General features: G+C 63.1%; 11 protein-coding genes. 2 read left to right on the forward strand and 9 right to left on the reverse strand.

From position 1 onward, the window contains the following. Nucleotides 1-51: 51 nt before the first annotated feature. The 9 genes from K8I61_14675 to K8I61_14715 form a co-directional block, all read right to left on the reverse strand. Nucleotides 52-1,170 carry a (Fe-S)-binding protein gene (locus K8I61_14675; GenBank protein MBZ0273280.1) on the reverse strand — a complete coding sequence of 373 codons (1,119 nt, stop codon included), beginning with the start codon at nt 1,168-1,170 and terminating at the stop codon, nt 52-54. A 208-nt stretch (nt 1,171-1,378) separates the two neighbouring features. Beyond that, the gene (locus K8I61_14680; GenBank protein ID MBZ0273281.1) at nt 1,379-2,791 is read right to left on the reverse strand and encodes an FAD-binding oxidoreductase; all 1,413 of its coding nucleotides are present in this window, start codon (nt 2,789-2,791) and stop codon (nt 1,379-1,381) included. Next, nucleotides 2,788-4,344 (reverse strand): FAD-binding oxidoreductase, encoded by a 1,557-nt coding sequence (locus K8I61_14685; GenBank protein ID MBZ0273282.1) that lies wholly within the window; start codon nt 4,342-4,344, stop codon nt 2,788-2,790. The genes K8I61_14680 and K8I61_14685 overlap by 4 nt, the downstream gene beginning before the upstream one ends. 144 nt (nt 4,345-4,488) lie before the next feature. Then, the gene (locus K8I61_14690) at nt 4,489-4,842 is read right to left on the reverse strand and encodes a prepilin-type N-terminal cleavage/methylation domain-containing protein (GenBank protein ID MBZ0273283.1); all 354 of its coding nucleotides are present in this window, start codon (nt 4,840-4,842) and stop codon (nt 4,489-4,491) included. Nucleotides 4,843-5,139: 297 nt separating this feature from the next. Beyond that, a complete protein-coding gene (locus tag K8I61_14695) occupies nt 5,140-5,493 on the reverse strand; it encodes a prepilin-type N-terminal cleavage/methylation domain-containing protein (protein ID MBZ0273284.1) in 354 nt (117 codons plus the stop codon). Nucleotides 5,494-5,709: 216 nt separating this feature from the next. Further along, the gene (locus K8I61_14700) at nt 5,710-7,056 is read right to left on the reverse strand and encodes an aminotransferase class III-fold pyridoxal phosphate-dependent enzyme (GenBank protein ID MBZ0273285.1); all 1,347 of its coding nucleotides are present in this window, start codon (nt 7,054-7,056) and stop codon (nt 5,710-5,712) included. 103 nt (nt 7,057-7,159) lie between these two features. Further along, nucleotides 7,160-7,543, reverse strand: coding sequence for a four helix bundle protein (locus K8I61_14705; GenBank protein MBZ0273286.1), 384 nt, complete (start codon nt 7,541-7,543; stop codon nt 7,160-7,162). A 93-nt stretch (nt 7,544-7,636) separates the two neighbouring features. Further along, the gene (locus K8I61_14710; GenBank protein MBZ0273287.1) at nt 7,637-10,342 is read right to left on the reverse strand and encodes an alpha-galactosidase; all 2,706 of its coding nucleotides are present in this window, start codon (nt 10,340-10,342) and stop codon (nt 7,637-7,639) included. A gap of 271 nt (nt 10,343-10,613) precedes the next feature. After that, nucleotides 10,614-10,808, reverse strand: a complete 195-nt coding sequence (locus K8I61_14715) for a hypothetical protein (protein ID MBZ0273288.1) — start codon at nt 10,806-10,808, stop codon at nt 10,614-10,616. 618 nt (nt 10,809-11,426) lie between these two features. On the opposite strand from K8I61_14715, the gene K8I61_14720 reads away from it, so the two are divergent. Together K8I61_14720 and K8I61_14725 are read left to right on the forward strand one after the other, a co-directional pair. Next, nucleotides 11,427-12,278, forward strand: a complete 852-nt coding sequence (locus K8I61_14720; GenBank protein MBZ0273289.1) for a hypothetical protein — start codon at nt 11,427-11,429, stop codon at nt 12,276-12,278. Between the two features lie 159 nt (nt 12,279-12,437). Then, nucleotides 12,438-15,104, forward strand: a complete 2,667-nt coding sequence (locus K8I61_14725) for a hypothetical protein (protein ID MBZ0273290.1) — start codon at nt 12,438-12,440, stop codon at nt 15,102-15,104. Nucleotides 15,105-15,229 lie beyond the last annotated feature (125 nt).

Here is a 15,229-nt window from a genome sequence, read left to right on the forward strand (position 1 = left end):
CGGTTGCACGAGTCGATCATTCCCCATTTGACATTCGCCATTCCGCATTCGCTATACGCATTTCGCCACGACGGACGCGATGTCCATGATCTCCGTTTGTGGCGCGACGCGGGCGAGTTGCCGCTCGCAGACGTGGCCCGCGGTAACGAGCACCATGCCCTCGGGCGCCTCGTCGAATTCCGCGAGGCGACGGCGCGCGATGTCATCGGCGATGTCGGGGTTGGTCACGGGAAGGCCGCCGGCGCCGCCGCAACAGCCTGACATCGCGCGGTTGCGCGAGAATTCGTGCACCTGCCGGCGCGTCACTTCGTGGAGAATCAGGCGGGGCTCCTCGACGACGCCGAGGTAGCGCGAAAGGTGGCAGGCGTCGTGATACATCACCGCGCGGTCGAACGGCCGCTTCACGGAAAGGCGGCCTTCCTGCATCAGCGGCCAGAGGTACTCGGTGATGTGGAACACCTTCGCGCCGTGCTTGAAACCGGCTTCGGGCAAAACCGTTTTCAGCTCGTGGGCGCATTGCGCGCTACCGGTGACGATCGTACGCGCGCCCTTGAGTTCGGCGGCGAGGGTCTTGGCGTTTTTCTCCCACGCGTCGTGAAGCCCAAGCTCGCGTAACGGCGCGCCGCAGCACATCGCATCGCCGGCGTGGCACACGATCTGCGCAAGGCCGGCGGCCTGGAAAATGCGGAAGGTGTCCTGCACGACGGCGGGGAACGCGTACACATGCCCGCACCCGGCGAAGTAGGTGATCTGCCGCGCGGCACCGACCAGGTCGTCCGCGAGCATCGCGCGAAGGCGCGCGGCCAGATCGTCGCCGAACGGATTGCCCGCGGTTTGGAAGAAGCGGTCGAAATCGCGCACTTCCCCTGGCGCGAGATTCTCGGCGACCGCCTTGGTGCGCGCCGCGGTCATCACCCTGGGCACGTCGATGTCGTAGTCGCACACCTCGCGGCAGACCATGCAACTCGCGCACTTGTACATTGTGGCGGCGACGTCCGCGTCAAACGCCATGTGCCCCTCGCGCGCCAGATGCAGCAACGTCTGCCGGCCCCAGGGTTGATACGTCTCGTTCGCGGTCGACTCCGCAACGGGACACGCGAAGCGGCACATCTTGGGGCAGAAGGTGCAGTATTCGGTTTCCGTGAAATGGTCGCGATACAGGTCGCTCACGCGCGCTCCGTTTTCAAAAAATCCGCTCCCTCATGGTCGCGGTTCCAACGTTGAAACAAACCCGTGCCCGTGCCCGTGCCGGACTTGGCGATGGACAAAATGGACTTCGTGGACATTATGGACACGGACAGATTTTCTTTGCGCCCTCGCGTTTCCTTTGCACCTTTTCGGTGATAGGCGACGGCATTCCCGATTCGCGATTCCCCGTTCATTTCAGCCCCAACCACCCCGGGTGCATGACGCCGCCGGGATCGAGACGCTTTTTCGTCGCGACCAGAATGTCGCGCGTCGCGCCTTGCTGGCGTGCGACCCACTCGGCGCGCGCGTTTCCGGCCGCGCGGTGGTGCACGACCGCGCCGCCGCCGGCGATCGTCGCCTCCATGATCGCCGACAGCGCGCTCCGCCATGCGCCTTGGGCCTTTTTCTTTTGCTCTTCGCCCGAAATCCAGAATGTCAGCGACGCGCCCGACATCTCCGGATGCGCGACCGCCGAACTCATCCGGATATTGCCGGCCAGCGCCTGCGCAACCGCCTGGCGGATGCCGGGCAGAAGACTCCACGTCGCGGAAACGTCGACCCGGTCGATGAACGCGCCCGGCTTCGAGAAGACCGGCTGCGTCCGGAACATTTCGGAATGGCGTGACTCGAACCAGGTACGCGCCGGGCCGTCGCCGATCAAAACGCCCCGCGCGCGCAGCGCGGCTTCGCCGACGCCATGGCTTTCCATCTCGACGCGCCCGGCATCGCCTTCGACCATCACGGCGAGGATGACGCCCGTCAGCGACGATTCGTCCTTTTTGCCGAACGTCGCGATCGTTTCGTTTTCGTCGGTCAGGCGCGCGGCGGCCGGGCGCAGTCCTTCGCGCACGATCGAGCGCAGCGCGGCGACGCCATCCTCGAACGCCGGAAACCGATACGCAAAAAATCGCCGTTCGGGCGCGATCGGCCAGACACGCAGCTTGGCGCGGGTGATGATCGCGAGCGCTCCCTCCTGTCCGGTAAGGAACGCGTTGAAGTCGGGCCCGGTCGCCGAGCGCGGCGTCGTGCGCGTCTTGACGATGGCGCCGCTTGGCAAAATTGCCTGGAGGCCGACGGCCATGTCGGCGAATCCCCCGTAGCGTGAAAGGCCATAGCCCGCGCCGCGCCGCGCGAGGAATCCGCCGATCGTCGACGCGCGCAATTCCGGCGCGTACGAACCGAGCGTGAATCCGCGGCGCGCGAGATAATTTTCGAGATGCTCGCCGACGATTCCGGCCTGCACGGACACGATGTGCGAATTGGGATCGAGCTTCAAAACGCGGGACAAGCGCTTCAAGTCGCAGACGATTCCGCCATTTCGCGTCACGTCGCCGGCGAACGACGATCCGCCGCCGTAGGGGATGACCGGCACGCCGCGCTTGTTGGCCAGGTGCATAAGGCGGCTGATCTGCACCACCGTATCGGGCCATACGACAAAATCGGGCATCGCCGCGGATTCGCCCGCGGCCAGCGCGAGCCACGGCGCCGTGTGCGCTGCGCGGGAATAGACCGCGAGTTCAACGGGGCTTCGGCTCACGCCCGCGGGACCGAAGATGTCCCGCAGTTGCAGTTGCAATTCGACGTGATCGCGAAATCGGCTCACAAGCCCATCTTCCCCGGGTTGAGAAGGCCGGCCGGATCGGCCGCGTCTTTCAGGTGACGATACACCGAAAAGATTTCGCCCAATTCCTCGCGAAGATAGCGGCTCTTGAAAAGCCCGATGCCGTGATGATGGCTGACCGTCGCCTTCAGCCGCACCGTCTGTTCCATCGCCGCATCCCAGACCTTCCGGTGCGTCGTTTCGGCGTCTTCCACCGTCGGCGCCGACGACAGGAACGTGAAGTAGATCGAGCAACCCTCCGGATAGGCGTGCGAGAAGTGCGCCATGATGAACGCGATCGGCTTGATCGCCTCGCGCACGGATTCGTACAGATCGACGACGCGATCCCACGTCGTCGCCACCTCGATCGTGTCAACGAAGGCGTGGTGGTAATAGACCTTGTTCATCAGGAAGCTGACGTGGTGCCGGCGCTCGAACCATCGGTGCGCCGGCTCCGGGCCGCGATTGCGCCCGTCGAGCCGCTCACAGATGCGCAAGGCCGTCTCGTGTTCGTAGCCCGCCACGCGCTCGGATCCCTCGAACACGAGGATCATGAGCGCGCCGTCCTTGGCGAGCGCTTCGAGCTTGTTCGCGAGCCGCGCGTATTGATGCATGAAGCGTTGCGTCGACTTGAAAAAGCCGGGGACAACGGAGCGGATCCGCCTGGCGAGCGTTTCCAGCGGCAGATAGTCCGACAGACCACCGGCGGACTCCGTGCCGCGGCTCCCGACGATGAGGGTGTCGAGGGGATCGTAAAGGCGCAGCGCCGCCGGGCGCAGCCCCGTCTGCATGATCTCTCGCATGGCCGCGGTGCCGCGCTGCACGTCCGGGAACTGAAAGGCCGCGAACCGCCGGGCGGCCGGCGCCGGCCAGATGCGGCACACCGCGGACGTGACGATTCCGAGCGTGCCCTCGCTGCCGATGAAAAGCTGCTTGAAGTCCGGCCCGCTCAGGGCGCGCGGCGCGGCGGGCGTCTTGACGACGCGGCCGCCGGGCAAAACCCACGTCATGCCGAGGATCATGTCCTCGATCTTGCCGTAGAGCGACGACATCTGTCCGGCGCTGCGCGCCGCGATCCAGCCGCCGAGCGTCGAGCAATAGATGCTGCTCGGAAAGTGGCCCATCGTGTAGCCGCGGTGGTTCAGTTCGTTTTCGAGCGTCTGCCCCATGACGCCGGCCTCGGCGGCGACCGTGAGATCCTCGTCCGAGACGTCGTGAATGCGTTGGAGGCGCTTGACGTCAACGGTGATGCCGCCGCGAATCGGGAGCACGCCGCCCGCGACGCCGGAACCCGCGCCGAACGGGACGATCGGCATGTCCAGCTCGCCGGCCTCGCGCACGACCGCCGCGACCTCGTCCTCGCTTCCGGGCCAGACGACGACGTCGGGGTAATGATCGACGAGCCCCTCGCTCTGACGCAGCAACACCATCGGCGACATGTCGCGCGCGTAGGCCAGCCGGTTGATCGGCGAAACGGAAACGTGCTCCGCGCCGACGATTTTCGAAAGGCGCTCGATAACTTTCGTCGAGGCGGGAGCGGGGAACGCGAGCGACATAAGGCTCCGGGGAGAGTGCGGCCAATCTTCGGGAGCGTGACGCGGGGTGTCAAGAACGCCGACCAACGTCGGGCGAACGGTCGCCTACGAACAAAGGGCGCGTCCGAAGACGCGCCCTTTTTGGGCGATCGATGTTGCGAGAGATCAGTCGGTCCAGGTGTAGGTCGTCTTTCCGTTGTTGTGCTTGGTCGTGAACGTGTAGCGCGAGCTGGAGGCGTGCGAGAACACGAACGTCACCGCGGCGTCGTCGGTCAGGTTGCGGTCGTAAACGAGCAGGTCGGCGAGGTCGGAGCTGTAGCCACCGGAGATGTCGCCGCCGTGGTCGTTGTAATAGACCTCTTCGGCCAGCTTGGCGTTACGGCCGGCGCTCTGCGCCGACGAGTCGTAGGCCTTGGCGCGAAGCTCGATGAAGTTCGGGATCGCGATGAGGGCCAGGATGCCGATGATCGCGACGACGATCATGAGTTCGATCAGGGTAAAACCTTTGCGATTACGCATCGAAACACTCCTCTTTCTTGGTTTTTGGTTTGGTTTGGCTCGGACAAAAATCGCGTTGTGCGACGCATGAAAAAGCAGGGTTCGTGCCAAGCCGGTCTTTCCTTGAATTTATTGGGCTTTTTTGCGGATTCGCAGATTCACAAGACGGACAAATAGACATTTTTTGTCCGAAAAAAACCTGGACGGTGACGTTTTCCGTCGCTTTTTGAACGTCGGTTCAAAAGCCGGCCATGAATGCCACGAAAAAAGGGCGCGTCCGAAGACGCGCCCTTTTTGAGCGATCGATGTTGTGAGTGATCAGTCGGTCCAGGTGTAGGTCGTCTTGCCGTTTTGGTGCTTGGTCGTGAACGTGTAGCGCGAGCTGGACGCGTGCGAGAACACGAACGTCACCGCGGCGTCGTCGGTCAGGTTGCGGTCGTAAACGAGCAGGTCGGAAAGATCGGAGCTGTAGCCACCGGAGATGTCGCCGCCATGGTCGTTGTAGTAGACCTCTTCGGCCAGCTTGGCGTTACGGCCGGCGCTCTGCGCCGACGCGTCGTAGGCCTTGGCGCGAAGCTCGATGAAGTTCGGGATCGCGATGAGGGCCAAGATGCCGATGATCGCCACGACGATCATAAGCTCGATCAGGGTAAAACCTTTGCGATTGCGCATTGCACACTCCTTTGCTCGATGCAGGGGTAAAACGTGTGGGTAAATTGTCGTTGCTGTAGAAATTCAAAGCAGATATCGTGCCAGAACCGTAAGTCACTGTTTTTAGGCCGGTTCATATTTCTTCAACCGGTTAAATACGCGACAAAGCGACGATTTTTGTCGGCAATTTCCGTTGCCGTGACGTTTTTCGGCACCTGTCGAGCGAACTTCGTCGCTTCAGCGATCGGCGCCGGCGCTGTCCGCGATGGCGCGGGTCAGCGACCGGTCGAGCTTTTCGGCCAGCCGATCGATGTCCTCGTGCGTGGCGTGCAGGTGAGGTCGCAGGCGGATCGTGTCCGCGCCGGCACTGAGCAAAAGGAGCGATTCGTCCTGGAGCGCGGTTTGAATAAGCCGAGAGCGCAGATCGGGCGTTGCGACGGTAAATCCCTGGTACACCCCCATGCCCCGGATGTTCCGGATAAGGCTCGGGTGCGTCGCGGCGAGATCGCGCAGGCGGGCGACCAGGTGCGCCTCTTTATCGGCAACCTTTTCGATGAGCCGCTCGTCACGGACGATTTCCCACTCAGCCACGAAACGCACCATGTCGGCGAGCGTGCCGCCCCACGTGGAATCCAGCACGTTGCGGTCATCCATCGGCTCCCGCATATAAACCGCGCCGTTGCCGAATTTCTTGCCGACCGCGACGGCCTGCGGCGGGTGCGGCAGATCAAGGCGATCGACGGCGAACACGTCGCCCGTCTGTCCCCCCGCGGTCTGGACCTCGTCGAAGCCGAGAAAAACGCCGTATTCGTTAGCAAGGCTCGACAGCTCCCGGAAAAACCACGGATCGGCGATCCGATGTCCGCCCGCGCCCTGGATCGGCTCGACGATGACTCCGCAGATTTCGCGCGCGCGTTCCTTAAAAAGGGCGCGAATCGCCGCGATGGAGACTTCCGCGCGGCGGCGGTTTTCCTCGGCCGGCGCGTCGGCGTCCACGGCGGGAAATTCCGCCTGCACGTTTTGTGCGAACAGCCCTTGAAAGCCCCGCGTCGCGACGGGATCGTGCGAAAGGCGCGTGACGTTCAGCGCGAAAACGGTGCGTCCGTGGAATGCCTGATCGAAGTAGAGAAAGCGGCGCGGACCGTCCGAGCGGCCTTCGCGCGCCTCACGCTCGTCGTGGAGATGGATGAAATATTTCATCATGTTCTCCACGGCCTCGGCGCCGGAGTTGACGACGTAGACCTCGAGCTTCGGGTTTCGCATGCAACGCGGCGCGATCTCATGCAATAGCCGGTAATAAGCAACGCATTCCGGCGTCAGGAAATCCGGATTCGCGGTCTTGTTGTTGGCGGCGGCGACCAGACGGGCGACGTAGCCCGGCTCGCTCATGCGCGGATCGTTGTGCGCAATGAGCTTGGCGCCAAAATAGCCGGCCCAGTCGAAAATCTCCTGCCCGTCCACCGTGACGAGATACATTCCATGACCGCGTGCCAGATCGAGCGCGAACGGCCACGGCTGGGCGATGACGTAACGGGACAGCTCATCGAGGAGGGCGGCGCTTTGGGGGCCGGGAAAGCGGTTCATTGGAAATTGAAGATTGAAGATCGAAGATTGAAGATCGGAATCGCAACGACGATTCGCATGGGACGACGGCGGCCACGGAATTGGATCACTCGCGCCCGTGCGGTCATCGGGATTTCCGGATTGCCGACGCGGCTGCATTCGCGCGTGCCGTCTTCATGGATGCAACGACGATGGCGAGAATTTCGTTCGCTTCCTTCTCGAGGTCGGCGAGTTTTTCATGCCTGACGATATTCGATTCGACGAGAAGTTCGAGCCAATAGATCGCTTCGTCGCACTCCTCGTGCACGATCGCGAGTTTCGCGATGAAAGCCGCTTTCGACTGAGCGCGGCACGCGGCGCGGTAATTCGCGCCGACCGACATCGCGCTACGAAGCAATTGTCGTCCGATCGTTTCCGCGGTCGATGATTTGGGTAACGCATTGACCAGCCGAATCGTGCGGAGGGCGAATTGTTTTGTCCGCGCCTTGAATGCCTCGGCCTGCGTCATTCGGAAATCCCCGCGAGCGCATTCGGAAGCCCGCCCCGCGACCTCGCACGGAGCGCGGGTTTCGTTCAATCTTCAAACTTCAATCTTCAATCTTCAATCAAACGCGATCGTCCACGAGACGCTTTTAAATTGATCGCCGTCCACCAGCGCATCGTCCTCCACGGTGAAGAACAGATCGAGGACCTTCCCGCCGGCGACGTCGGTCGTCGCGGCGGAATCGCCGGTGATGGTGACGCCGGCCGGAAGATCGAAGGCGTAATCATCGAACGAATAACCGTCGGGAATGAAAAACGCGACATGATGCTCGAACGGCGCGAACGCGGTGCCGGCGGCGGCCTCCTGCGTTCCGGTCAGCGTTTTCGCGTCGCCGTCCCAGGCGATGTCGTCGATCACCTTCACGCCGCCGAGCACGTGGCGATTCGTGCCGAGAAACTGCGGGCGATCGAGCACCGGGCGCAGCGCGACGACGCGCGGCGCGTGCGCGGGCACGAAGGCCTCGATCTCGTCCGTCACCGTTCCGAGGAATTCCTCCGTGAAGAACTCGTACGCGTGCCACGCCGCCTTGTCGGGCACGCCGGCATCCGCGAGATCGACGGTGTATGTTCGGTCCTCGTCCGCAATCGTCCCGTATGGCCACACCGACATGTCGAGGTTTGAACCCCAGTTCAAAACGCCGATGACGTGGTAAGGCTCGGTGAAATCGTCGACCGGCAGCGACCATATCTCCGGGTATTCGCGCTCGAACAGGTCGATCGGCCGGCCGGCAACGCCGTACGGAGGAAGGATGCGACGATAACCGTCCAGCGCCTCGGGCGTCAGGTCAACCAGGCGATCGCCGATCTTCACGAGGCCGCCGCCGAGGGCGACGGAGGTCGCGAACGTCATCGACTCGTTCCATGTCAGGGGCGGAAATTGCTCCTCCTTGTGAGCGCGGAAGAAGATGAGATCGGGGTGGTTCACCCACACGCGCCCGTGCAGCCACCACGAGCGCGCCGCGTCACGGTACATCGGTTTCAGGCCCTGGTTCGTGATGAGGTCCGTCGGGCTTTCGCCCTCGAAAACAGGCATGGTGTCGAGCGTCAGCCGCACCGAATCGACGAGGCCGTAGTTCCATCCCTTGATCGCCACGTTCAGGAAAAACACGTCCGGACCGATGACCTCGCGGATCGCCTTCACGCCCGCGCGGTAGAACTCGCCGCGCGTGTAGCTGTCGTCGTGCCAGTCGCCGCTGATGACGCCCTGGTAGGCGAAATCGAGCTTGATCCACTCGATCCCCCAATCGACGAGGTCGCCGATGACGTCTTTCAGGTGGTCGATGACCTCCGGGTTCGTCAGGTCGAGAACCGGCTCGTCGCCCGACACGATCCCGTAAAGTGGGCCGGCGAACCATTCGGGGTGATCGGCATAAACATCGGAATCGTCCGTCGCGCCGTACGCGGAAATCCATAGCCCCGTGTGGAAGCCGAGCGACTTCGCGCGGCTCATCAGCCATTCGAGGCCGTTCATGCCGCCGTGGTCGGGAAAGCGCGCCGCGTTCACGACCCAGTCGCCGTTTTCGGTGGACCAGCCGTCGTCGAGCTGAAAATAATTCATACCCCAACGACGCAGTTCGCTATCGGCGAAATCCATGTTGTCGAGGATGATCTCCTCGTCGATGTTCGTTCCATATCCTCCCGACGATCCGCTTCCCGACCACGAGTTCCAGCCCGCGGGCACGCCGATCTCCGGGTGCTTCTCGAGCCACGTCACGATTTCGAGCCACGCCTTCAGCCGGTCGCCATAGGTTTCAAGCGCGTCGAACGGGGAGGTCTGCGTGAAATCCAGGGCGAACAACTCCGAGTAGATCGACGCGCCCGCGGCCAGCGTTTTGGCCGGCTCGTATTCGGCCGCGGCGTGGAGGGCCTGGCCGAACCCGTCGCCGAGCGGCGGGCCGGAATACACGACCGGATGCCCAACCTCGAATGTCAGGAAGCCCGCGGACAGGCTGCGCCCGGTCGCGAGGTTGTGAATGAGCGCGCTCCACGTCGAAAGCGCGGGCGTGGTGCCGGCAAAGATCGGCGAGATGAACTCGAGGTAGTTGAACGCGCCGTTGGTGAGAAGGCGCAGATCCTTCGGCGCGCCGAAATTCATGTGCCCATCCGGCGGATCAGCGTGCAGCGGATAGATCGCGCCGATCTGAATCTCCTCGCCGGTCGTGTTCTCGACGCGCACGTCCGAGAGCACCACGCCCTGTCCGTGGATCAACATGAATGTTTGGATAAGATCGGGCGCGCCGGCGAGGCCGCCGCGCTCGACCTTGAGCCACATGCCTCCACCGAGCGCGTTTGCCCCGTTTCCCGCGGACCAGGACAGGAACGGCAGATCGCTGCTTCGCCAAACGGCCTTCGGGAAGATGACGCCCGTTCGCGCGAGCGCCTGCGCGTTGACGACAATCGCGTCACCATTCGCGTCGTGGATCGAGTATCGCCCGAACGGCGTGTGGTAGCGGAGAGTGACGCGATCGTTTTCGATGACGATGTCATTGCCCTCGACGCGCACGGATACCTCGCCGCCATCGCCGGTATCGTCGTCCGCGTCGTCGTCGTCCACATCGTCGTCGGCGTCATCGTCAACGGCGTCGTCGTCCGTCTCGTCGTCATCCGCCGCGTCGTCGTCCGCCGTGTCGTCGTCATCGTCCAGGCGCGGCAACGGTCCGGTTCCATCGTCGCCGCCGGCGGTCGCCGGATCGGAGCACTCGCAGGAGATGCCAAACGCGCAGACGAAAAACAGGGCCGCGAGGATCGGGAGGATTTTTTGCATGCGGCTTATATGCGATAAATCATCGGCCGCGCCAAGGGGCGCCGGGTCAAGCCCCCGGGAGCGCAGGCGTCCCGCCTGCTTCGAAGCGATGCCCGAGCCGCGAGCGCCGCCGAGCGGTTTCTTCCGCAGCTCGACAAGGTTTGTCTATCCGCAGATTCCACCGATTTCGCCGATCGAACGGAACGCGGGGCCACACCACTTTCAAATACCAACGGAGTTCGCGTTGTCGGGCGGCAAATCCCCGGGACCGCAGGTGTCCTCACCTGCCTTTTCAGTCCGTCCAAGTGTAGGTCGTGTTTCCGTTCGCGTGGCGCGTCGTGAACGTGTAGCGCGAGATTGATGCGTGAAGAAACTCGAACGTCACGGACGGATCGTGCGTCAGTGTACGGTCGTACGCGAGTAGATCGACAAGTTCCGACGTGTAATGCTCCCGGTCGTGGTGATCGTTCCAAAAAACTTCCTGCATGATCTTTGCCTGTCGGCCGACGTCCATCGCCGCCTCGTCGTTGAGTACCGAGGGTTTGAAAATGCGATAGTAAATGCGCACCGAGGGTTTAAAAACGCGTTGCTCGATTTCGTCGCGGATTTCGTCACGTACATGTGGCAATACGGTAGCAACGGAAACGGCAATCAGCGCGAAAATTATCGCGACGACAAATTGATCGCGTCGGCTATTCATGCGCCAGATACTCCAGGAGACAAGTCCAGTACCATTCTACGCTTTTCGAAGCAGGTGGGGACACCTGCGGTCCCAGGGAGGAGCCGCACCGGGTAAAGCGGACGCGAGGTATTTGAAAGCGCGTCGACTCGACGGATTTTCCCATCGGCGAAATCCGCGGATGCGTTCTTGCGATGGTCTTCCCAACTTCCCAACTCCCCAACTTCCAAAGCAGGCGGGACGCCCGCGCTCCCGGCGAATCGCAATCGAAGCGGGCGGGCCGCCCGCGGTCCCGGGGATCCGAAGCAGGCGGGACCCCGCTCCGAGCGGGGCTCCCGGCGCCGCGCGCGCGAATTTGACCGCGCCCCGCTTGCCCGTGTGCGTGGGCGTGCCTATACTCCGGGCGCTTTTCGGGAAGGATGGATCATGAGAGGACTCGCACTTCGCGTTGTCGTGGGGCTTGCCGTCATCGCGGGCCTTGGCGTTACCGGATCGGCCGTCGCCGGCACGATCTCCATCAGCACCGGGACGAGGATGGTGGAATTGCCGCCCGTCGTGTCGGATACCGGCGAAACGACGGGAGGCGGCGCGGGGATCGAGGTCACGGTCGCCAACGGCGGCGACGAGGCCGCGCGCAACGTTCAGGCGCACCTGACCTTCCTTGGCAAGACGACGCCCGGCGAGAAGTGGGACAAGCTCGATCCCAAGGAAGAAAAGACCTACGTGTTCCCCTTGCAGTCGCCGCCGGACAAACCGGGCATCTACCCCGCGCTTCTCACCGTGGAATTCGCGGACCTGAATCTCTATCCGTTCACCGCGCTAAACCTCGCGCCGGTGCCGGTGGGGCCCGAATACGATCAGGCCAAGGTCTTCGGCAAGATCAACGACCTGGAATTCAAGAAGTCCGGCCTGCTCGAAATCACGATCAAGAACGAAAACGACGCTCCCAAGACGATCACCGGAACGGTGTTCGGCCCGCGCGAATACGTCGTCGAGCCCAAGGACTTCACCGTCGAGCTAGGGCCGAACGAGCAAAAGACGCACAGCGTGCGTGTCGAGAATTTCTCCGCGCGCGCCGACGCGACCTACACCGTGTTCGTCGCGCTCGAATACGACGACGCGGCAGGTCACTACACCTTTCCGCTCGCCGCGCGCACCAAGGTGCTGCAGGGGGGCATGACGCCCGCGATGCGCAATGCCATCATCGGCGCCGCCGCGGGCGTGCTGGTGATCGCGATCGGATTCGAGGTGATGCGGCGGTCACGGCGGCGGCGTTAAGCCGCGTACCGCTGCCCATGCGCCGCCGGTGAAACAACATCCTCCGCCGGTCTTGGCGATGGACATCATGGACGGCATGGACATTATGGACCGGCACATTAGACCCTCGATGCTCCCTGTGTTCTCCGTCGATATGGTGCGTTTCCCATCCGCGATTTCATGAACGAAACCGAAACCGCCACCGAATCGCCCACCGGCTTCAAGGGTTTTCTCGCCCGCCGCTGGCCGTTCATCATCGACGCGGGCGTGCTCGCCGCGTGCGTGCTGTTTTTGTGCACGTATTTTCCGCCGTCGCTTCTGTTGCTCGACACGACACCCACCGGCGGCGACGTGCCCGCGCACAACTACATGGTGAGCCGGCTCATGGAGACGCTGCCGCACGGGCAGATCATCTCCTTCGCCTCGGGCTGGTGGTCCGGCTTCCCGATGTTCCAGTACTACTTCTTCCTGCCGTACCTCGCGATGGCGATCGCGGGCTACGTCATTCCGGTCAACATCGCGTTCAAGATCGGTTCGGTCTTCGGCCTTTTCGCCCTGCCTTTCGCGATGTATTTCGGCATCCGGCAAATCCGGAGCGCGCCGCGCGCGGCCGCGCCGGTGCTGGCAGCGATGTCGCTGCCGTTCATGTTCGTGCAGACGCACACGATGTGGGGTGTCAACGTCAAAAGCACCCTCGCGGGCATGATCGCGAACTCGTGGTCGTTTTGCCTGATGGTGCTGTTTCTGGGGTACGCCCTGCGCGACCTGGAAGACGGCAAGCGGCGCATCTCGACGATCATCCTTCTCACGCTTCTTTTCTACTCGCATTTTTTCACGACGCTGATCGCGGTCATGGTGATCGGCGCGTGCACACTCGTGCTGTTTCCAAAACATTTTTGGCGAAGCGTCGGCGTGATGCTGCCGACGGGCGTCATCGCCGTCTTGTGCGCCTCGTTCTGGCTGATTCCCCTGATGGCCAAAGGCGCGTGGTCGATCGAGTTCGGCGGCGACTGGGACGAGGTGCTGATCGAGACGTTCCCCGCGTGGGCCAGGTACGCGTGGCCGTTCGCGCTCGTCGCGCTCGGAGCGGGCGCGTGGAAGCGCAGCCGTGCGGTCGGCATGTTCGTGCTGATGTTCGGCATCTCGCTTGTGCTGTGGTTTTACGGCGGGCGCATCAATTCGAGTTTCGGCAACATCCGCTTCTGGCCGTTCATCTTCTTCGCGTTCGTCGGCCTCGTGGGCCTTGGCATCGCGTACCTGTTCGAGCCGCTGAAACTCGACCGCGTCGCGGTCGCCGCGAGCGCGGGCATCATCCTGGCGCTGCTTTCGGCGCAACCGGACGAGGTTTCCGGCTGGTTCAAATGGAACATGGACGGCGTGCAGCGAAAACGCCCCTGGCCGATCCTTCGCGCGATGATCGACGAGATGAAGGGCACGCCGGGGCGTTTTGTCGTCGATCAGACCGGCGTCAACAACCAGTTCGGCTCCGACCGCGTTTTTGAGGCGATGCCCGCGATGATCGGCAAGCCGTTCGTCGTCGGCGGCATCGTCAACTCCGCGACCGGCGCGCTGTTCGGTTATTCCGTGCAATGCGAGATATCAAAGGGCTGCGCAGGGTTCCCGAAACTCGTCGCCGCGCCGGAGTTCGACGTGGACCTGGCGCTTCGTCACATGGATTTGTTCTCAGTGTCGCACATTGTGGCGCACTACGGAAAATTGAAGCGTGACATGCGCGATCGCGAGAACTGGACGCTCGCAAAAAAGGTGCCGGGCTATCACGTCTACGCGCGCGCCGGCGGCGCGACGCCCTACGTGTTCATCCCGCCGTACAATCCCGCGGTTCTCGAGACCGACGCCTGGAAAGAGCGCGGCATCGAGTGGTTCGCCGCGCCGGCGATGCTCGAGCGCATGGTCGCCTTTATCGAGCCGGGCGAGACGATCGCCGACGAAAAGCTTTCGATGAAGCTGAACCTCGCGGAGTTCTTCTCGCTGCTTGCGCGTTCGCGGCCGGACCTCACCGAGATTCCCGCGTGGAGCATGCTGGGGCCGCTTTATCATCCGCCGAAGATCGACGATCCGTACGAATACAACCCGCACGGGCTCGAAGAGCCGATGCTGCGGCCGGGCCGCAAGATCGCGGGCATGCGTTGGCGGCCTCTTGTCCGCCGCGGGCGCATCGACGTGGACACAATGGTGAACCCGTCGCATCACATGATCATCTACGCGTACACGGCGATCTTCTCGGACGAGGATCAAGACGCGCGCCTGCACCTGGCCAGCGACGACGAGATCCGCGTGTTTTACAACGGCGGCCATCTTGTCGACGCGCCGCGCCACGAGCCGAAGTCGCCGAAGACGGTTCCGATTCGCCTGAACGCGGGACGCAACGATCTCATCATCAAGCTCAATCAGGGCGTGGGCGGCGCGTTTTACCACGCGCGGCTGACGACGCCGGACGGCGAGGTCGTGCCGGGCGTTCGTTTCGGGCCCGAGCCTCAGGCGCCGCCGCCGCCGGTGGCGCGCGACTTCGATCCGACGCCGACCGACTGCAAGGTGGACGTGCTCGAATTCGAGGACGAACGCGTGCGTTTCACGACGACCTGCCCCGGCGAGCCGCACGTGGTGAAGTACAGCTACTTCCCGAACTGGAAGGTGAAAGGCGCCAAAAGGATCTACCAGGTCTCGCCGAATTTCATGCTCGTTTATCCGCGCGAAAACGACGTGACGCTGTATTACGGCTCGCTGTTCGTGGATTCCTTCTCGCGCTTCCTCACATTTGCCGGCTACGCGATCCTCGCGGGGATGATCGTGCAACGGGTGCGCGCGCGGCGGCGGGAGAAGGTGTAGCGCCGCGCCGAGCGGGATCGGGGCGCCGACTCCGGAGCGTCGGCGATGGCATTCCCCATTCCCGATTCCCCGTTCCCAATTCTTGCTTGACGCTGTTTTTTTGCGCGACTAGCATGCGGTGGCGT

The organism is bacterium (assembly GCA_019912885.1).
Lineage (GTDB): Bacteria > Lernaellota > Lernaellaia > JACKCT01 > JACKCT01 > JAIOHV01.